This window comes from Arthrobacter globiformis, from assembly GCF_003261175.1.
Lineage (GTDB): Bacteria > Actinomycetota > Actinomycetes > Actinomycetales > Micrococcaceae > Arthrobacter > Arthrobacter globiformis_A.
This window is the reverse complement of sequence record NZ_QLNP01000062.1, coordinates 280,846-300,146: the sequence shown is the minus strand read 5'-3', so window position 1 is coordinate 300,146 and position 19,301 is coordinate 280,846. Positions and strand designations below refer to the sequence as shown.

Genomic DNA, 19,301 nt, shown 5'->3' with positions numbered 1-19,301 from the left:
GGCGTTACGCCCCGAACGGCAACCGGGGGTCCAGGTTCTGGCTGTCCCAGGTCTGGCGCACCCAGCCGTGGTGCGGGTCGTCGCTGATGAGCCAGTCGCGGACGCGGCCGGGCCCGGCCATGACGTTGAGGTAGTACATGTCGTAGCCGGGTGCGGCCATGGCCGGGCCGTGCCAGCCGTAGGGGACCAGCACCACGTCGCCGGTGCGCACCTCGGCCGAGACGTCAATGGGGCGGTCATCGGAGGCGTAGACCCGCTGGTAGCCGATGGCGTCCGCCTTCTCGCCGGGGCCGGCAGAACCTGAACCCGTGGAACCCGGGACGTCGGCCACCCGCGTCTCGAAGTAGTAGATCTCCTCGAGTTGGGTCTCGCCCTCTTTCTCCTCGTCATGCTTGTGGGGAGGGTAGGAGGACCAGTTGCCGGCCGGCGTGAGGACTTCGCAGACGATGAAGCGGTCGGCTTCCAGCGCGGCGGGGGTGCCGAAGTTGTGGACCTGGCGCGAGCAGTTTCCGGCCCCGCGCAACTCGACGGGCGTCTCCGACGCGGTGATCAGGCGCGTCGGGTACTGGACCTTGGCGGGCGCCGTCGCGATGGCCACCCGGCCGCCGTCGGCTGACTTAACCGTCACGGCCTTGTGCGTCCCGGAGTACAGCACGTCGGTGGGTCCGCTGAAGACGCTCGCACGCCCGGCAAGGGGGTGGTCCAGCCCGTCCACGGTGGCCGTGAACGCCCCGCTCAGCGGGATGACAATCCGTTCCTCCGCCGCGGACGGAAGTTCGACGACGGCGCCCGGCGCCAGCGTGGCCACCTTCAGTCCCGTGTGTTCCCAGCCTTCCACGGCAAGTTTGGAGTCGGACGTTCCCAGCGAAACGTCCCAGCAGCCTTCGGCTGCGCTGCCCAGGGGGTATACCCATTCAGCCATAAGTTCGTGTCCCTTTCGGATGTGCGGTGCTCGGTTCGGCGCGCGACGGCGCGGCGCAAGGGCAGGCAAGACGCCGCCCCGCGCTGAAGGAGCCTGTTTGTTCCTAGCGTTGAACCAGTGTCATTTCGAAGCTGTAGGAGTCGCCGCGGTAGACGTGGTGTCCGGTCTCGACGTTCCGGCCGGTGTCATCGACGGCGGTGCGTTCCATGGTGACCAGGGCTGAGCCCGGTTCCGTCTCAAGCAGGGGAGCCTGGTAGTCGTTGGCCACCATTGCGCCGATGCGCTGCGTGGCCAGCCGGAAGTTGACGCCGCCGCTGCGCAGGATGCCGTACAGGCCCTGCGCCTTCAGCAGGTCCTCGTCGATGTGCGTGATGTCGTCGCGCACCCAGTTCTCCATCAGGGCCAGCGGCTTGCCGCCCACTTTCCGGAGCCTGGTGAAGTGGTAGACCTTGGCCCCGGCGGCGAGGTGCAGGGCCTCCCGGGTGGCGGCGTCGGCCTCGATGTGGGCAAAGGTGAGCACCTCGGTGGTGGGCTTGCTGCCGTTGTTCGTCAGGTCGTCGTACAGGCTGGACAGCTCAAGCGGGCGGCGGACCTGGCTGGACACCACCTGCGTGCCGACACCCCGCTTGCGGACCAGCAGCCCGGACCGGACCAGTTCGTCCATCGCCTTGCGCATGGTGGGGCGCGAGAGATTCAACTGGGCCGCGAGATCGATCTCGTTCTCCAGTCGGCTCCCGGGTTCCAGCAGCCCGGTATGGATGGCGGCCTCGATGCCCTGGACGACCTGATGGTACAGCGGCACCGGCGACGAGCGGTCGATGCTGAGGCGTAGTTGGTTCGCCATTGAGTGCTCCCTTTGTGCTGCAGGTTCCCGCGTCCAGAAGGCCTGTATGTCAGTGCATGTCCGTTTGTTAGGACATACTCTGATTTTGATCATAGCAGGGCGCCGCCGGCAGTCAAGGAGCCCGGCAACCAGGGGACGCAGGCAGTCAGGGAGTGCGGCAGGCCTCCACGAAGACGCGGAACGGGGCAAGCCTCTGCTCTTCGGTCAGTTCCACGGCTTCCGGATGCCACTGCACCGAGGCGACCCACCGCTCGGGATCCTCCAGCGCCTCCACCGTGCCGTCATCAGCCACGGCGGTCACCAGCAGCCCCGGCGCCACCCGGTCCACAGCCTGATGGTGGCCGGAAGCGATTTTGACCTCCATTGCGCGTACGTCGCTTGCGGCTGTGCCACGTGCGGCCGCCTCGCCCACGGCCGCAGCGGCGCCGGCGGAGGCCGTCCTCCCGGCCTCCGGATTTTCGGCGGCGGCGTACATCTTCGCCACTTTGGATCCCGGGGTGATGGTCACCTCGTGCCAGACCCACGGCCTGTTGGCCGCTGCCGGGATCTGGCGGTGCGCCACGGTACCCGGTGTCATGTCCTGGACGAGCGTTCCGCCGTAGAGGACATTGAGCAGCTGGTGCCCGCGGCAGATGCCCAGCACCGGCGTGCCGGCATCGAGTGCGCGCCGCGCCACCGCGATGTCCAGCCGGTCCTGCTCCGCGTTGACGTCATAGAGCGCGGGCCCCGGTTCCTGGCCGTAGAGGCGCGGGTCAACGTCGCCGCCGCCGGGAAGTACGACGCCGTCAAGGGACTCGGGCGCGTCCGGCGCCTTTCCGCCGTCGGAAGTTCCGCCGTCGGCCGTTCCGCTGTTGGGTGCGCCGCTCAGTCCGCCTTCCAGTGACTCAGCGGTGAGCAGCACCGGCTCCCCGCCGACATCGCGGATGAGGCTGACGATGCAGCCGAAGAGGTTGTTGGCCTTTGCCACCCGAGGATCCGGATCTGTCGAGCTGCTGAGCCGGACCGGGATGCCGATCCGCGGCCGGCGCTCCTTGCGCGGCGCCGCGCTCTGTGCCTCGTCTGCATCCGGCGCTGTGTCCGGGTTCTGCGCTGCGTCTGGGGTCTGCGCTGTTCCTGAATTCCGCGGTGAATTCTGCATCCTCAAATTCTGCCCCATATCCGGCCGGTTAGGCTGGCCCGATGAATAACCGCTATCTGGTGTCCCGGGACCGTTTCATCGCCGCGGCGCCGGACGTGGTCTTCGAGGTCCTGGCCACTCCCGCGCTGCACAGCGAAATCGACGGGTCAGGCACTGTCAAGGGTGCCCAGCCGCGGGGTCCGTTGCGTCTTGGCCCGGGGGCCAAATTCGGCATGGAAATGAAGATCAGGGTTAATTACCGGATTCTCAACACCGTCACTGAGTTCGAGGAGGGCCAGCGGATCGGCTGGCGTCACTTCTACGGGCATGTGTGGCGTTACCTGCTGGAACCGGCCACGGACAGCAGTGGCGTTCCCGGGACGCTCGTGACAGAACAGTGGGATGCGCGCAGTGTGCGCGGCAAATTCCTGCTCCGCCTTGCTGGCTACCTTGCCCGCCATCCGGCGAATATCGACAGGACGCTTGCCAGGCTGGACTCATGCGTTACGGGCGCGCAAGCCGCGGGCTGACGCACTTCGTGCCGTTTTACTGGGACTGCGGGGGTTTCGGTAATGTTGGGAGCAATAGGCAAGGCGAAAGTAGGACAGTCGATGGGGCGCAGGACACTTGTTGACGACCTGGTTGACGGTCTGCTGGACGACATTCTTGACGGGAGGCTCAAGCCGCACGATGCACTGCCGCCGGAAGCCGACATCGCCAAGGCCTACGACGTCAGCCGCCTGACCGCCCGCGAAGCGCTGAAGGCACTCCGGGCGCAGAACATCCTTTATGTCAAAGCCGGCCGCGGAACGTTCGTGAATCCTGCGGACAGCTGGACCGGCCTCGACGCGATCATCAAGGCAGCGTCGCACGGCAACGCGGACGACCAGGTTTCCCGCGGCCTGATCGAGGTGCGGCGAATGGTGGAGACCGGCGCCGCCGCGCTCGCCGCAAGGCGCCACACTCCTGAGCATGCCGAGGAGATGCGGGCGTCCATCGCGGACATGAAGCGTTTTCACCAGGCCGGCGACCTTGACGGGTTCGTGACCGCGGACATCGCCTTCCACGACACCGTCCTAAAGGCCTCCGGCAACCCGTTTGTCCGCGCCCTCCTGGCCCAGCTGGGCCAGTCCCTGTACCGCGCCCGCCGCGAGACGTCGGCCATCGAGGAGATCCAGCGCCACGCCATCGCCTTCCATCAGCGCGTGCTGGAGAGCATACTCACAGGCGACTCCGAGCTGGCCCGCAAGGCCATGGACGAGCATATGGACCAGACCTTCGAGGACTACGAACGCTACGTCCACGGCAACCGTTCATAGGATCTGAACCCGGCCATTTTGCAGGAACCAACCCTTTCGTCTTGACGTAACGCTCGTCACCCTCCTATGCTTTTGGTCATGTCCTTCCGTCAGATGTCTGACATCAGATCAAGTGCAGACATTCCCCTCTGAGGCGGAAAGAACCCATCAGAAAAAGCATCGGATTCCCCGGGCGAAGCCGCCGGACCGGAAACCGACAGACAGAAGGTCGATGATGACTTCATTCACCACAAAGTCCTCCGGACTTGGCGAGCTTGGAGACCGCACGCTCCGCAAGGTCCGCCGCCGCGTAATGCCCCTGATTGTGCTCCTCTACTTCATCGCGTACCTGGACCGGAACAACGTCGGCTTCGCGAAGCTGACCATGAGCGAGGACATCGGCCTGAGCGCCGCAGCCTACGGCCTGGGCGCCGGCATCTTCTTCCTCGGCTACGCCGTGCTCGAAATCCCCAGCAACGCCGGCATGTACAAGTTCGGCGCCCGCAAGTGGCTGGCCCGCATCCTCATCACCTGGGGCATCTTCGCAGCGGCCATGGCCTTGGTGAACGGCGAAACCACCTACTACATCATCCGCTTCCTGCTGGGCGCGGCCGAGGCCGGCTTCTTCCCCGCCATCCTCTTTTACCTGACCCTGTGGTTCCCGGCCGCACAGCGGGTCACCGTACTGGGCATCTTCATCCTGGCGCAGCCCGTCTCCAACGCTTTGGGTGCCCCCGTTTCCGGCCTGCTCCTCCAGATGGACGGCATCATGGGCCTGCAGGGCTGGCAGTGGCTCTACATCATTGAAGGCATCCCCGCCATCCTGCTGGGCGTGCTGACCCCCTTCCTGATGACGGACCGTCCGCGGGACGCCAAGTGGCTCAACGCCGACGAGCGCGAATGGCTCGCCACCACCATGGACGCCGAACTGGCAGCCAAGTCCAAGGGCAGCAGCCACAACTTCCTGGCCGGCCTCAAGGACAAGCGCACCATCGTCTACTCGGCTCTCTACTTCGGCCTGGTCTGCGGCATCTATGGCCTGGGCCTCTGGATGCCCACCATCGTCGCCGCCCTGGGCAAGTTCTCCACCGCCGAGGTAGGATTCATCGTCCTCATCCCGTACGCCATCGCCGCGGTCTTCGTCTACTTCTGGAGCAAGCGCGCTGACAAGACCGGCAAGCGTGCCTGGCACAGCGCTGTCAGCATGGTCCTCGCCGGATTGGGCCTGCTGGCCGCCGGTTTCCTGCTTCCGGTCAACCCTGTCCTGGCACTCATTGCCCTGACCGCCTCGGCCATGGGCATCTACGGGGCCATTGCCCCGTTCCTGTCGATGCCGTCCGCAGCGCTCACCGGCGCAGCCGCCGCCTCCGGCCTGGCCATGGTCAACTCGCTGGGCAACCTGGGCGGATTCGTCGCCCCCTACGCAGTGGGCATCCTGAAGGACGCCACCGGCAACAACCAGAGCGGCCTGCTCTTCCTCTCCTTCTGCCTGTGCGTCACGGCCGTTGCCACTTACCTCTATGCCCGCAAGCGCCCCGAAGGCGACGCTGCGCTGGATCCGGCAGTCAAGGCCGCCGCAGACGTTTCGGCCAGCCGCTAAAGACCCATCCGAGAACCACCCGAAGGAATACCCGTAATGAGCTCAATCACCCCTTTCCCCGCAGAACGCACCGTTGTGCTGACCGGCGCGGCCTCTGCCCGCGGCATCGGCCGCGCAGCAGCTGACCGCATGGCCAGCGAAGGCTGGTCCATCGCGATCCTCGACATCAACGCCGAGGACGCAAAGGCCGCGGCCGCGGAGATCGGATCCAACCGTGCAGTGAAGGCAATCGGCGTCGGCGCCGACGTCTCCGACGAGGCGTCCGTGGACCGGGCCATCACGGAGATCGAAGAGTCGTTGCCGCCGATCGTGGCCCTTGCTAACCTGGCCGGCATCAGCTCGCCGACCCCCTTCATGGAAACCACGGTTGCCGAGTGGGACAAGGTCTTCGCGATCAACATGCGCGGCACCTTCGTGGTGTCACAGCGGGTCCTCAAGGGAATGATCGAACGCAAGCTCGGCCGCATCGTGAGCATCTCCTCCATCTCCGCCCAGCGCGGCGGAGGAACCTACTCCAAGGTTGCCTACAGCGCCTCCAAGGCCGGCATCATCGGCTTCACCCGTGCCCTGGCCCGCGAGGTCGGCGAGTTCGGCGTCACCGTGAACGCCATCGCCCCCGGCCCGGTTGACACCGACATCATGGGCGGCACGCTGAGCGAGGAGCGCAAGGCACAGATGTCCGAGGGCATCATGATGGGCCGCGTGGGAACCCGCGAGGAAGTGGCTGCGCTGATCTCCTTCCTGCTGGGTGCGGACTCGGGCTACATCACGGCTGCGACCTACGACATCAACGGCGGCCTGCAGGTTTCCTGACCCGTTCCTGATATTTCCACCCAACTAGGTAGCAGCACAGGGCGTTCTCAGCGCTGGGAACGCCCACAGCTGCTACCTAGTTGGGTTTTCAGGTCGTCGAGTTCCCGGCACGGGCTTCGGTGGCAGTGCTGAACACGGCACTAGGCTGGGCACCATGAACCCCTCTGGCAGCCTGAACCCCAGCCCGCGGACTCTTGAGGTGAACAGCGTCGCCAGCTTCGACCGGCTGGTGAATGCCGGGGCCCGGGCGATGCACGGCTGGCACGCGCAGTCGCTTGACCTCCGCGGACGGGGCACCGCCCTGGCAGCCCTGGACGCCGAGGGCGCGATTTTCCTGGGCTGCACCTTCGACCCGGGCGTGGAGGCTTCACTCCGCAGCCGGGGCGCCCTGATTTTTCCGCGGCTTACCGGCGTTCCTTTCAATCCGTACCGGGCGGGGCTCTACACCCCGCAGGAGCTGTACGCAGGCATCCTCGATGAGCCCTACGAGAAAACCCCTGACGCTTTGGTCTACCAATGGAGCATGCGGCCGGGCCAGCGGAACCGCCTCGATTCCACGCTTGCGGCAGCCCTGCACGATCACGCCGTCGGCGATGCCCTGGAGGAGTTCGTCCGCAGCCTCAACAGCGGGGGCCGTTTCATCGTCGGGGTCATGGGCGGCCACGCCCTGCAGCGGGGGACCGGCGGTTTCGCCGCTGCTGCCACGCTGGGCCGGCTCCTGGCCCGCCGCGGCCACCTGGTGGCCACCGGCGGCGGGCCCGGGGCCATGGAGGCGGCGAACCTGGGTGCCTACCTCAGTGCGGCCGACGACGACGATTTTCACAGTGTGCTTCGAGAGTTGGCGGCCGTCCCCGGCTTCCGCCCCTCGGTGTCCGCCTGGGCCCGTGCTGCGGCAGCCGCCGTCGAACGCTTTCCGGGCGGAACAGCGTCCCTCGGCATTCCCACCTGGTTTTACGGCCACGAGCCGCCCAACTATTTCGCCACGCACGTCGCCAAGTACTTTGCCAACGCCGTCCGCGAGGCCATTCTCCTGGAGGTCTGCAACGGCGGGATCGTGTTCCTGCCCGGTGCCGCGGGCACCGTGCAGGAGATCTTCCAGGATGCCTGCGAGAACTACTACGGCGCCCAGGAGACCATGACGCCCATGGTGCTGGTGGGCCGGGAACACTGGGAGGAGCGGTTCCCGGCCTGGCCCATGCTGCAAAGCCTCGCCGCCGGCCGGGCCATGGAGCAGCGGATCTTCCTGGTGGACACCGTGGACGAGGCGCTCGCGGTCCTCAGCGGGTAAAGCGCCCCCGGTGGCATAACGCCCCGCTGGAGTGTGAGGGCCGCTTACAGGTCCTTGCGGCAGGGCGCCTTGCCCAGTTGGTACAGGCCGTTCAGGTCGCCGGCCGCGAGGCCGTCGGGGGCGCCGATCTCCGGATACATGAGCTGTACGGGGTCGTCAACGTGTTCCAGCCCCATCACGTGGCCCAGTTCATGGAGGATGACGGCGGTGGCGTAGGCGGTGCCGTCGGGGCGTTCCAGTTCCGCAGCCATCTGCGGGGCATCGAGTTCCAGGCTGCCGGTGACGTAGCTCTTGGGCCCGTTTCCGTAGCTGTAGTGGGTGCTGCCGCCGGTGCCGATGACCTTGCCGCCCAGCTTGGGAGCAACGTCCGGTGTGGTCCAGCTGATGAGCATGGGAGCCCAGCGGTCGCCGTAGGCCCCGGGCTGGTAGGGGGCGCGCTGGTCCGTAGGCTTCTCTTCGGTGGCTCCGTCGTTCACAAACTGGATGCCGGTGGCGCGCGAGATTTCCTCGACCGCCAGGTAAACCAGGCCCGCCGCACCTTCCGGCGCCAGGCTGGCATTCACTACGTAATGCAGCGGACGGCAGGGTGAGTAGCCCACGGGGGAGCCGTCACTGTTCACAGCCAGAAATTTGTACGAGCTGCTGGGCTCCGGAGGTGGCGCCGGCGTGCCCAGGGGAGTGGCTGCTTCCTCCAGGCCCGACGGCGGTGCGCCCCCGGCACTGCCCGGGCCTCCGGGCGCGCCGGACTCGGCTCCGCGGGACCCGCCGCTGTGCCCGGGTTGCCCCGTTTGCCCGGCCGGATTCTGGCCAGTCTGGTGCTGGCCAGCACGATCCTGCCCGGCCTCATCCTGGCCAGAATCGTCCCGGCCGGAATCATCCTGCCAGGACGCGGGCTGGTCCCCGGAGCCGATGCGGAAATTCAGTACGCCCGCAAAGCGGGCGTCCCCGTATGCCATTCCGGCCGCAAGGAATGCTGCACAACCGAGGGCAGCGAGCACGATTAGACGGCGGATAAACCTCGCCGCCGCGGTGGCCGGACCCGAGTGCCGCGGCCGGTGCCGGTGCCGGCGTTGAATGCGACCGGGGTCATGACTCTCCACTGCACCCCTTTCACGGCATTCCTCGGCGGCGTCGCCTCCGGAAGGGACATAAGCATCAGGCAAACAGGCCCACTTTACAGTTCCGCCCGCCACTCCCGGAAACCAGCTGCCGGGAATCCACCTGAGCGACTGGGAAGTTCAGGAAATCCCCGTCAATCAGGCGATCACAGCGCCAAACGCCATGCCCAGGAGGTAGGTGACGCCGGCCGCTCCCAGCCCGATGGCGAGCTGCCGCAGCCCGCGGGTGAGCGGCGAGGTGCCGGACAGCAGGCCGACTGTGCCGCCGGTGGCCAGCAGCGCGATTCCCACGAGGACGGCCGCCACGATCAGGGCGGCGATCCCGGTCATGCCGAAGAGGAAGGGAATGATGGGCACGATGGCGCCCGAAGCGAAGAAGCAGAAGCTGGAGAGCGCGGCGCCCCAGGCGGTGCCCACGGCTTCGTGCTCGTCCTCGGTCTCGGGCAGTTCGGGATGGAGCGAGAGGCTCGGGTCGCAGTCGCACGTGAAGAGGCCCATGCGCTCGGCCACGCGGTGTTCGGCGGCCTCGCGCGACATGCCGCGGGCAAGGTAGACCAGCAGGAGCTCGTTGTGTTCGATGTCCAGCTGGGGCGCCGCCACCAGGGTCACCTGGGTGGGCCGGGTGGCGGCCAGGAGCTCGCGCTGGGAACGGACGGACACGAATTCGCCGGCGCCCATGGAGAACGCGCCGGCCAGGAGCCCGGAGATGCCGCTGAGCAGGACCACGCCGCTGCCAACGCCCGTGGCGGCCATGCCCATGACCAGCGAGAGGTTGCTGACCAGTCCGTCGTTGGCGCCGAAGACGGCGGCGCGGAAGGTGCCGGCCAGCCGGTTGCGGCCGCGCGTGGCCAGGCCGCGGACCACTTCCTCGTGGATCTGTTCGTCGGCCGCCATGGCCGGGGTGGCGGACGGTTCCCGGGTGTAGGGGGAGCGGCCCTCGGCCCGCTGCGCCAGTGCGAGCACAAAAACGGACCCGAAGTGCCGGGCGAGAAAGCCCAGGAGGCGGCTGCGGAAGGAGGCGTGCCGGGGCTTGCCCGCGTGCTCGCCGAGCAGCTTCAGCCAGTGCGCCTCGTGGCGGCCTTCGGCTTCGGCGAGGGCCAAAAGGATGGCGCGCTCTTCCCCGGAGCGGTTCTGAGCGAGGTCACGGTAGACGGAAGCCTCGGCCCGCTCGTCGGCGAGGTACTGGCGCCAGCGCTTGATGTCCGCGGCGGTGGGCTCCGGCCGGGGTGCGGCGATCCCGTTGGGTGCGGCGCCGGTGCTGGAAGCAGTGGGTGCGGACGCGCTGCCGGTGGTGTGAGGGTCAGATTTTGCGTGCTGAGACACGGGAACTCCTGGGTAGCTGGGACATACTACGGCCCCATTGCATCGCCCACTTTACCGCGTAATTCCGCGGTTTTTCGGCCGGTAGCCCTTAGTGAGAAGTTTAGGGAACCCTCAATAACTCCGGCCGCCAGAGGCAAAGCCGCCGGCCCGTGCGGACGCCCTTGACCGCCTGCACCCGCGGTGATCTGATGAAAATGTGCCCCGCCGATGCCGGGCACGGAAGTCCAACCACACGGAGGTCTGCCTGATGAACACCAACGGATCGCGCCCCGAGCCGGACACCCGCCATACCATCGAGTCCGATCCCGCCTACGACTTTGCCGAGGACGCGCCGGTGGACGAAGACTGGGACACGGAAGACGAATTCCTCGACTCCGAGGAAAGGGTTGTCCCCGCCAGCTCCGGGGCAGTGGACGACGACGAACGGGTAGTTCCGCGCGACGCGGACGACGAGTTCCGTGCGGACGAAGGCTACGAAGCCTAAGGCGCCCGTTTCAGCACTGGCGTCCGTTCCAATACTGACGTCCGTTTCGTCCTGGACCGTTCCCTCCTGCTTTAGCCCAACTCCTGGGCCCACGACGGCGGTGCCTCCTCACGCTGGGAGGCACCGCCGTCGTCGTACGTCTTAGAACTGCCGGGTCGCCGGGAAAATCACCGGGAGCTGGCCGTAACCGGAACTTCCTCCGTGTCCCTGCCGGCCACGCGGCGGTACCAGCGGCTCATGACCGCGGGGTCCGTGGGCTTGGTCAGCAGCGACACTGCAATGTAGACCACCGCGGAGGCGAGCAGGCCGTAGTAGATCGGCTCGTTGGCGAAGACGCCGTCCAGCGGTGCCTTGGCATTGATCTCCAGCACGATCATGGTCCCGAGTGTCACCACGGATCCGACCGCCATGGACGCCGCGGCCGCGATGCCGGTGCCGCGCTTCCAGATGAGTCCGCCGAGGATGGCCACGAGGAGGCCGCCCACCAGGATGTCGTAGGCGATGGTGAGGGCTGCGACGACGTCCTTGGTGATGATGGCGATCAGGATGGCCACGATTCCCAGCCCGAGGACCCACATACGGTTGGCCTTGACGTCGTGCTCCGGGTTATCGGAGTCGTCGGTATTAATGTTCTTGCCGAACCAGCCGGCGACGAACGGCAGCACGTCTGCACGTGCCACGGTGGCGGCCGCGATCAGGGCGCCGGACGCGGTGGACATCATGGCCGCGACGGCCGCGGCGAGAACCAGGCCGCCGATGCCGATGGGCAGCAGGTTCTGGGCGACCTCGGCGTAGACCACGTCCTTGCCTTCGGTGGCGACGTCGATGGCCGGCAGCGCCACGCGGGCGGCCAGGCCAATCATGGCGCCCGCTGCGCCGTACAGGATGCAGTAGATGCCGGCCGTGGCGCCTCCCCAGCGGGCAACCCGGGGCGTCTTGGCGGTGAACACGCGCTGCCAGATGTCCTGGCCGATCAGCAGGCCCAGGGTGTAGACGACGAAGTAGGTGATGATCGTCTGGACGCCGATGCCGTCAATCTGGAAGAAGCTGGCCTCCACACGGCTGCGGATGCCGTCCAGGCCGCCGGCTGCGTTGAGCGTGAAAGGCAGCATGAGGAAGAAGATGCCCACGGTCTTGATGACGAACTGGACCTGGTCGGCCAGGGTGATGGACCACATGCCGCCGATGGTCGAGTACACCAGCACGATGGCGCCGCCGATGGCGATGGCGAGTGCCCGGTCCCAGCCGAACAGGACCACGAAGATGGTGGCGTAGGCGCTCGTGGAGGTGGCGCAGAGCATCAGGGTGTAGGCCAGCATGATGATGCCGGAGGTCCGGGTCGCCTGGCTGCCGTAGCGCAGGGACAGCATCTGGGAGACGGTGTAGATCTTCAGCTTCTGGATGGTGCCGGCGAAGAGCAGGCTCAGCAGCAGGACACCGGCGCCGATCGCCACCACGAGCCACATGCCCGAGATGCCGAACTTGTAGCCCAGGCCGACGCCGCCAACGGTGGAGGCACCGCCCAGGACGACGGCGGCCATGGTTCCGGTGTAGAGGAACGGCCCCAGGCGGCGGCCGGCCACGAGGAAGTCGCTGTTGTTCTTGGTACGGGACTTGCCCCACCAGCCGAAGGCCAGCATGGCGGCCAGGTAGACCACCACGATGGCGATATTGACGAAACTTGCGTCCATGATTTGGGGATCCTTGGAGCTTTGGCAGCTTGCGGGCCTCGCCGGGAGCGGGCTGGCCGGATGGCGCTGCACTGAACGGAAATCTGGGGGAACGCTGGGTTCCTTGCTGCGCGTCTCCTCGTGAGAGTTGCTTCACAAGCAACAGTTGTTGCGTAAGAGCGTAGGCTGTGATTCGAGTAACAGTCAAGACGCAAAGCCCCGCGGTGCGGTTTGCCCCGCGTCACGGAGGGGCCGGGCCGCTAATATGTCTCCAATGATGGGGCCGGGCTGCCGGCCGTGAAAGGTTCGTAAATGAAGGCACTACCAGTTGAGCCGAGCAATGTTCCGGTTGCCATCGGTTCAAGAATCCGTGCCGCGCGCCAGTCTCAGCGGCTCACCATCGAGCAGGTGGCCGACGCTACCGGGTTGACCAAAGGTTTCCTGAGCCGCGTGGAGCGGGACCTGACCTCCCCGTCTGTAGCGTCCCTCGTTACTCTCTGCCAGGTGCTGTCGATCTCCATTGGCGACCTGTTCGCGGCGCCGGAAACCCATCTGACCAAGCGGGACGCGGGTCCCCGCATCTCCCTCGGCGGCGAGGGGATCGTGGAGCGGCTGCTGACCGCACGGTCCGAGCGGCGCGTGCAGATTATCCAGGCCGTCATCGATCCGCGCGGACGCGGCGAATCGGAGCTGTACGCCGTTGACTGCGACGTCGATGTCCTGCATGTGATCAGGGGGACCATCAAGCTCATTCTCACGAACGAGGAGTACGAGCTGACCACCGGCGATACTGTGACCTTCCCGGGCCGGGAACCGCACACCTGGGTCAACCCCACCGATGAGGCCGTGGAAGTTCTCTGGGTGCTGGTGCCTGCCGCCAGCCGGTAGCACCCTTCTGCTTTGGACCCGGGCTGCCTGTTTGGCAGTCCGGGTTTTTGCTGCCCGAGTTTCCCGATGACTGGTAAACAGTGGGTGCATAATGGGCAACTCCGTGTGTATGATGGCTGTCACAACCCACCCTCCACAATTCATCCTCGAAGGAGAGGCGTCCCTTTGGAAGAGCTGCGCATCGAAGCCAACGGCAACCTTGGCCCAATCGATTCATCCCGTATTCCCCGCTACGCCGGGGCAGCAACCTATGCCCGCCTGCCGCGCCTGGACCAGGTCGCCAAGTCGGACATCACCGTGGTGGGCGTGCCCTTCGACTCAGGTGTTTCCTACCGCCCCGGTGCCCGCTTCGGCGCCAACCACGTCCGCGAGGCCAGCCGGCTGCTCCGCCCGTACAACCCCGCCTGGGACGTCAGCCCGTTCGAGAACTGCCAGGTGGCTGACGCCGGCGACATGGCCGTGAACCCGTTCAACATCAACGAGGCCATCGAGACCATCCAGCAGAACGCCCTCGACCTGACGGCGGCCGGCAGCAAACTGCTCACCCTCGGCGGCGACCACACCATCGCGCTGCCGCTGCTGCGCGCCGCCGCCGAGCGCGCCGGCGGGCCCATCGCCATGCTGCATTTCGACGCCCACCTGGACACCTGGGACACCTACTTCGGCGCCGAATACACCCACGGCACGCCGTTCCGCCGTGCCGTGGAGGAGGGCATCCTGGATACGGAGGCCATCAGCCACATCGGCACCCGCGGCCCGCTGTACGGGAAGAAGGACCTCGACGACGACCACCGCTTCGGGTTCGGCATCGTCACCTCCGCGGACGTTTACTACCAGGGCGTTCTCGAGACTGTGGCCAAGGTGCGGGACCGGATCGGGGACCGTCCGCTGTACATTTCCGTGGACATCGACGTTCTGGATCCCGCCCATGCGCCCGGAACCGGCACGCCGGAAGCCGGCGGCATCACCAGCCGGGAGCTGCTGGAGATCATCCGCGGCTTCCGCGGCATGAACCTCGTTGGCGCCGACGTCGTTGAAGTGGCCCCGGCCTACGACCACGCCGAGATCACCGGCGTGGCCGCCAGCCATGTTGCCTACGAGCTCGTCACCCTCATGGCGGACAACAGCGTAGCGGGCGACCGCTTCGGCGCCGAAACCGGCTACGCCGCCCAGGCCCTGGGCCGGGAAGCCCGCCGCCCTGCCGGGTTCGCGGCAGCGTCGCCCGAGCCCGCCGACAACGGCGCCGTCCGTGCCGCGGTGGGGGAGTACTCCCAGTGACCGGTGTCCGCAACGGCGGGGACCTCGTCGTCGAAACCCTCGAGGCGCTGGGCGCGAAGACGGTGTTCGGCATCCCCGGCCAGCACGCGCTGGGCCTCTTCGACGCGATGGGCCGGGGCAACCTGAAGTTCGTGTCCTCCCGGGTGGAGAACAATTCTGCGTTTGCGGCGGACGGCTACTCGCGTGCCACGGGTGAGGTGGGCGTGCTGTTCCTGTCCACCGGGCCGGGAGCTCTGACGTCGCTCGCCGGGCTCCAGGAAGCCTATGCTACCGGTGTGCCCATGGTGGTGGTTGCCAGCCAGATCCCGCTCGAGGGGCTGGGTGCCCGCCGGAAAGGCATGCTGCACCAGCTGGATGACCAGAAGGCGTCAGCTGCCAACGTCACCAAGAGCCAGCGCCTGATCCAGCACGCGTCGGGCATTCCGTCCGCCATCCAGGATGCCTGGACCGAGGCGATCTCCTCGCCGCAGGGTCCGGTGTGGCTGGAAGTCCCGCAGAACGTGCTGCTGGATCCCATCATGGTGCCGCCGGTGGAGGATGCGCTGGCCGAAGCGGCGGACAACCCGCCGCGCGTCGAGCTTGTCCGCGAAGCCGTGAAATGGCTGTCGACGGCGGAGCGTCCGGCCATCATCGCCGGCGGCGGAACCCGCCGGGGCCGGGCGGAAAAGTCCCTGCTCTCGATCGCGGAAAAGCTCCGGGCTCCGGTCATCTGCACGCCCGGCGGCAACGGGGCCTTCCCCTGGAACCACGAACTGTCGCTGCAGTCGTGGATTGAGGACCGGCACATGACGGACCTTCTCGAAGACGCGGACGTCCTGGTCGTTATCGGCTCCTCGCTCGGCGAAGTCACCTCCAACTACTTCACCTTTGAACCCCGCGGCAGGATCATCCAGATCGACGCCGAACCACGCGTCCTGGAATCCAACCGGCCTGGGCTGGGAATCCGCGCCGATGCCGGCCAGGCGCTCGCGGCCCTCGACGCTTCGCTGGTGGTGCCCGCCGACGCCCGGCCCGACTGGCACGGAACCACCCCCGAGGACCTCGTGCGGGAGTCACTGCGGAAGGTGAAGGAGCGGCTGGAGTCGCAGGACCTGGCCAAGGAACTGAAGTTCATGGCCGACATCCGCGAGGCAGTTCCGGCGGACATGCAGACGTTCTGGGACATGACCATCTCCGCGTACTGGGGCTGGAGCTGCTGGGATGCCCGCGAAGGGCAGTTCCACTCGGCCCAGGGCGCCGGTGGCCTGGGCTACGGGTTCCCGGCGGCGATCGGCGGGGCCGTGGGCCTGGAAACCGTGGGCAGGTCCGCTGCTTCGGCCCGCGTTCTGGCGGTTTCCGGCGACGGTTCGGCCATGTACTCCATCGCCGAACTCGCCACCGCGAAGCAGCACAACGTGCCGGTCACCTGGCTGATCGTGGACGACGGCGGCTACGGCATTCTCCGCGAATACATGGTGGGTGCCTTCGGCAAGGCCACCGCCACCGAACTCGCCCGGCCCGACTTTGTGAAACTGGCGGAATCCTTCGGCGTGCCCGCCACCCGGGTCGCCCCGGAAAACGTAGGGGACGCGCTCAAGGCGGGATTCGCCGCAGACGGCCCGAACGTCGTCGTCGTCGAAACACTGCTCAAGATGTTCGCCCCCACCCATCTGGGGGACTAACCCACCCCCACAACCAGCGCGAACTGGCAGCTGATGCCCCCCAAATCCGATTTTGCGGGCATCAGCTGCCAGTTCGCGCTTGGCGTTTAACGCACCCCGACACCCCGGCCCGAACTAGTTTCCTAAAGCAACCATTTATTGCTATAGTTGCCTAAGGCAAGCAATAAGGGGTTTCCATCATGGCAGTTGAGCCAAACACTGCGGCCGAACTCGTGCGCCAGATCTTTGACCTCCAGCGTGCCGTCCGGTGCGCGGCAGTCTCGAACTCGCGCGGACTCGAAGCGGGAGTCGCGCTGCAGGGCGTCCTTCGCTTCGTGGGGGAGAAGGAGTCCCGCGCCACGCACCTCGCCGCAAGGCTGGGAGTCAGCGCTCCGGTCCTCAGCCGGCACATCGCAGAGCTTGAGGATCTCGGGCTGGTGCACCGCCGGCCCGACCCCGACGACGGCCGCGCGCAGCTGGTCGCCCTTACCGACGCAGGCCGCACGAAGCTCGTCGAGATCGAGGAACACCGCGTGGCCACCCTGCAGGAATACCTCAAGGACTGGAGCCAGCAGGACGCCGCGGAGACGGCGAAAGTACTCTCCAAACTTGCGGAATCCCTGCGGGAATCCGCCCGGGCAACGACGGCCGGCCCCGCCACAACCACTACCAAACGCAAGGAGCAGTTCATTGGCTAGCCACGCTGCCGTCTCCGCGACGGCCACGTCACGCCCGTCGGCCCACCCGCCCCAGGCCCCCATGACACACCGGCAGATCATGGAGGCCCTCACCGGGCTCCTGGCCGCTTTCTTCACCGCGATCCTCAGCAGCACCATCGTTGCCAACGCGCTGCCCACCATCATGTCCGAGCTCAAGGGCACGCAGACGGACTTCGCGTGGGTCATCACCGCCGCGCTGCTGGCCAACGCGGCCACCACCCCGGTCTGGGGCAAACTCGCTGACCTGTTCGACAAGAAGGTCCTGGTCCAGCTCAGCATCGTGATCTTCGTGGCGGGCTCGGTGATGGCCGGCCTGTCCCAGACCATCCCGCTGCTGCTGGCGGCCCGCGTGGTCCAGGGCATCGCCATGGGCGGCCTGACCGCGCTGGCCCAGGCGATCATCGGCTCCATGATCCCGCCCCGCGACCGCGGAAAGTACTCCGGCTACATGGGTGCGGTCATGGCCGTCGGTACGGCCGGCGGACCGCTGCTTGGCGGCTTCATCGTTGACAGCCCGCTGGGCTGGCGCTGGACGTTCTTCGTCTGCGTGCCGCTCGCTGTCGTGGCCCTGATCCTGCTGCAGATCACCCTCAAGATCCAGCACGTCAAGCGGCCTGCCAAGATCGACTGGCTCGGTTCCATCCTCCTGACCAGCGGCGTCAGCCTGCTCCTCATCTGGGTGTCGTTCGCCGGCAACCCCGACTACTACGACTGGTGGTCCTGGCAGTCGGCACTGATGGTGGGCGGCGGCGTCGTGCTGCTGGCCCTGCTCGTGCTGGTTGAATCCAAGGTTGAGCAGCCCATCATCCCGCTGAAGATCATCTCGGAGCGCACCACCGCCCTGGCGATCTGGGCCTCCGTGGCCGTGGGCGTGGCGATGTTCGGCTCATCGACCTTCCTGGGCCAGTACTTCCAGGTGGCACGCGGCGCAACACCCACCGAGGCCGGTCTCCTGACCCTGCCCATGATCGCCGGCAACCTGATCGGCTCCGTGGTTTCGGGGCAGATGATCAGCCGCACCGGCAAATGGAAGCGCTACCTGATCGCGGGCACGGTCCTGCTGATCGGCGGGCTCGGCCTCGCAGGCACCATGGACCACACCACGGAACTGTGGCAGGCCGGAGTGTTCACGGCGATCCTGGGCCTGGGGCTCGGCATGCTCCTGCAGAACCTCGTCCTGGCCGTACAGAACACGGTCAGCGCCAGCAATATCGGCACAGCCAGTGCTTCCGTGGCGTTCTTCCGCTCCGTCGGCGGTGCAATCGGCGTGTCCGTGCTGGGCGCGATCATGAGCAACCGGGTCAAGGAACTGGCCACCCAGGGCCTGGCCGATGCCGGCATCAAGGCAGGCTCCGGCTCTTCCGGCGCCAGCCTCGACCTGGCCGACATGCCTGCCCCGATTCGGGACATCATGCGCGCGGCCTACGGGGACGCCACTGCCGAGATTTTCCTCATCTCTGCCGTCATTGCGGTTGTGGCCCTCATTGCCGTGCTCCTGATCAAGGAACAGCCGCTGCGCCGGACCGTTGACATCCGTCCGGAGGCTGCTGCTGACGCTGAACCCGATGCCGGGCCCGGTTCAGTGCGGCCCGGCACTGAGTATTCCGACGACGAGCTCGAGCGTGAATTTGCCGAAGTGCTGACCCGCCAACTGGCTAGCGGCGCCCAGTCACCGTCCTACCCCGGCCGGCAGCGGGCGGCGGAACCTGTCCTGCCGATGAACGATCCGCCGGCGCGGGCCCGGACCATGCTGGCCGAGATGCACAACAAGCCTGCGGATGTGGTTCCCCTTCTCCAGGAAACGCAACGGCTCCTCGCGGAACAGCAGGTCCAGCTTGCCGCGGCCCTGAACGCCGTGGCCCGGCAGGCTGAGCAGCAGCGAATCATCGCTCAGGAGCAGGCCAGGGTCAGCGCCGAACTGAAGGCGTTGAGCCGCCGGTTGGGCAAGGAACGGAAGCTTCAGAGCGCCGCGGCGCACTACATCGCCTCGCACGGCAAGCACCGCGGCGAATAGCGCCCGCTCAGACAAAGTTTTTGTCCAGATATTGGCCGCTAAACCCCCGCGGAAGGCCATTATCTGGACAAAAACTCTAATTGAGGGGCAGGGCGTACGACGGCGGGAGCTCCCTAGGGCGCCCAGTGTCCGTTCGCGCTCGGGTTGAGGTGCTGAAGTGTACGTTCGCGCTTGTGTGCAGGAGCCGGCGTCGTCCGTTGGGATGATCTTCGCGCGCGACGTTTCGCACGGGCAACAGATTTCGTAGAGTTGGAAGGCTTGGGCTGTCAGACCCGTCTGCTATTA

17 protein-coding genes are annotated in these 19,301 nt (G+C 66.8%); 11 read left to right on the top strand and 6 right to left on the bottom strand.

What is annotated here, in order from left to right; all coding sequences use genetic code 11:
• Positions 1-4: 4 nt before the first annotated feature.
• From iolB to DBZ45_RS05610, 3 genes are all read right to left on the bottom strand, one after another.
• Positions 5-922, bottom strand: a complete 918-nt coding sequence (gene iolB, locus DBZ45_RS05620; RefSeq protein ID WP_111902935.1) for a 5-deoxy-glucuronate isomerase — start codon at positions 920-922, stop codon at positions 5-7.
• Positions 923-1,025: 103 nt separating this feature from the next.
• The gene (locus tag DBZ45_RS05615) at positions 1,026-1,766 is read right to left on the bottom strand and encodes a GntR family transcriptional regulator (RefSeq protein ID WP_111902934.1); all 741 of its coding nucleotides are present in this window, start codon (positions 1,764-1,766) and stop codon (positions 1,026-1,028) included.
• Between the two features lie 145 nt (positions 1,767-1,911).
• Complete coding sequence (locus tag DBZ45_RS05610; protein WP_111902933.1) at positions 1,912-2,904, bottom strand: gamma-glutamyl-gamma-aminobutyrate hydrolase family protein; 993 nt, start codon at positions 2,902-2,904, stop codon at positions 1,912-1,914.
• A 41-nt stretch (positions 2,905-2,945) separates the two neighbouring features.
• Between DBZ45_RS05610 and DBZ45_RS05605 the strand changes: the two genes are divergently transcribed.
• From DBZ45_RS05605 to DBZ45_RS05585, 5 genes are all read left to right on the top strand, one after another.
• Positions 2,946-3,413 (top strand): polyketide cyclase / dehydrase and lipid transport, encoded by a 468-nt coding sequence (locus DBZ45_RS05605; RefSeq protein WP_111902932.1) that lies wholly within the window; start codon positions 2,946-2,948, stop codon positions 3,411-3,413.
• An 81-nt stretch (positions 3,414-3,494) separates the two neighbouring features.
• On the top strand, positions 3,495-4,202 hold the full coding sequence (locus tag DBZ45_RS05600) for a FadR/GntR family transcriptional regulator (RefSeq protein ID WP_111902931.1): 708 nt from the start codon (positions 3,495-3,497) through the stop codon (positions 4,200-4,202).
• Between the two features lie 211 nt (positions 4,203-4,413).
• Positions 4,414-5,781, top strand: a complete 1,368-nt coding sequence (locus DBZ45_RS05595; RefSeq protein WP_111902930.1) for an MFS transporter — start codon at positions 4,414-4,416, stop codon at positions 5,779-5,781.
• Between the two features lie 36 nt (positions 5,782-5,817).
• Positions 5,818-6,594: an SDR family NAD(P)-dependent oxidoreductase gene (locus tag DBZ45_RS05590; protein WP_111902929.1), complete on the top strand. Its 777-nt coding sequence runs from the start codon at positions 5,818-5,820 to the stop codon at positions 6,592-6,594.
• 154 nt (positions 6,595-6,748) lie between these two features.
• Positions 6,749-7,882 (top strand): LOG family protein, encoded by a 1,134-nt coding sequence (locus DBZ45_RS05585; protein WP_111902928.1) that lies wholly within the window; start codon positions 6,749-6,751, stop codon positions 7,880-7,882.
• Positions 7,883-7,926: 44 nt separating this feature from the next.
• Here DBZ45_RS05585 and DBZ45_RS05580 read toward each other — a convergent pair whose 3' ends face one another.
• Both DBZ45_RS05580 and DBZ45_RS05575 read right to left on the bottom strand, forming a co-directional pair.
• Complete coding sequence (locus DBZ45_RS05580) at positions 7,927-8,982, bottom strand: matrixin family metalloprotease (protein ID WP_111902927.1); 1,056 nt, start codon at positions 8,980-8,982, stop codon at positions 7,927-7,929.
• A gap of 156 nt (positions 8,983-9,138) precedes the next feature.
• Positions 9,139-10,323 (bottom strand): VIT1/CCC1 transporter family protein, encoded by a 1,185-nt coding sequence (locus DBZ45_RS05575; protein ID WP_111902926.1) that lies wholly within the window; start codon positions 10,321-10,323, stop codon positions 9,139-9,141.
• A 247-nt stretch (positions 10,324-10,570) separates the two neighbouring features.
• Between DBZ45_RS05575 and DBZ45_RS05570 the strand changes: the two genes are divergently transcribed.
• Positions 10,571-10,807: a hypothetical protein gene (locus DBZ45_RS05570; protein WP_111902925.1), complete on the top strand. Its 237-nt coding sequence runs from the start codon at positions 10,571-10,573 to the stop codon at positions 10,805-10,807.
• Positions 10,808-10,974: 167 nt separating this feature from the next.
• Here DBZ45_RS05570 and DBZ45_RS05565 read toward each other — a convergent pair whose 3' ends face one another.
• Complete coding sequence (locus DBZ45_RS05565) at positions 10,975-12,498, bottom strand: sodium:solute symporter (protein ID WP_111902924.1); 1,524 nt, start codon at positions 12,496-12,498, stop codon at positions 10,975-10,977.
• 291 nt (positions 12,499-12,789) lie between these two features.
• Here DBZ45_RS05565 and DBZ45_RS05560 point away from each other — a divergent pair, with 291 nt between their 5' ends.
• The 5 genes from DBZ45_RS05560 (at position 12,790) to DBZ45_RS05540 (ending at position 19,016) form a co-directional block, all read left to right on the top strand.
• A complete protein-coding gene (locus tag DBZ45_RS05560; RefSeq protein WP_111902923.1) occupies positions 12,790-13,365 on the top strand; it encodes a helix-turn-helix domain-containing protein in 576 nt (191 codons plus the stop codon).
• 165 nt (positions 13,366-13,530) lie between these two features.
• Complete coding sequence (gene speB / locus DBZ45_RS05555; RefSeq protein ID WP_111902922.1) at positions 13,531-14,643, top strand: agmatinase; 1,113 nt, start codon at positions 13,531-13,533, stop codon at positions 14,641-14,643.
• Positions 14,640-16,304, top strand: a complete 1,665-nt coding sequence (locus DBZ45_RS05550) for a thiamine pyrophosphate-binding protein (protein WP_111902921.1) — start codon at positions 14,640-14,642, stop codon at positions 16,302-16,304. The genes speB and DBZ45_RS05550 overlap by 4 nt, the downstream gene beginning before the upstream one ends.
• 179 nt (positions 16,305-16,483) lie before the next feature.
• Positions 16,484-16,981, top strand: a complete 498-nt coding sequence (locus DBZ45_RS05545; RefSeq protein WP_111902920.1) for a MarR family winged helix-turn-helix transcriptional regulator — start codon at positions 16,484-16,486, stop codon at positions 16,979-16,981.
• A 61-nt stretch (positions 16,982-17,042) separates the two neighbouring features.
• Positions 17,043-19,016 (top strand): MFS transporter, encoded by a 1,974-nt coding sequence (locus DBZ45_RS05540; protein WP_223256950.1) that lies wholly within the window; start codon positions 17,043-17,045, stop codon positions 19,014-19,016.
• Positions 19,017-19,301 lie beyond the last annotated feature (285 nt).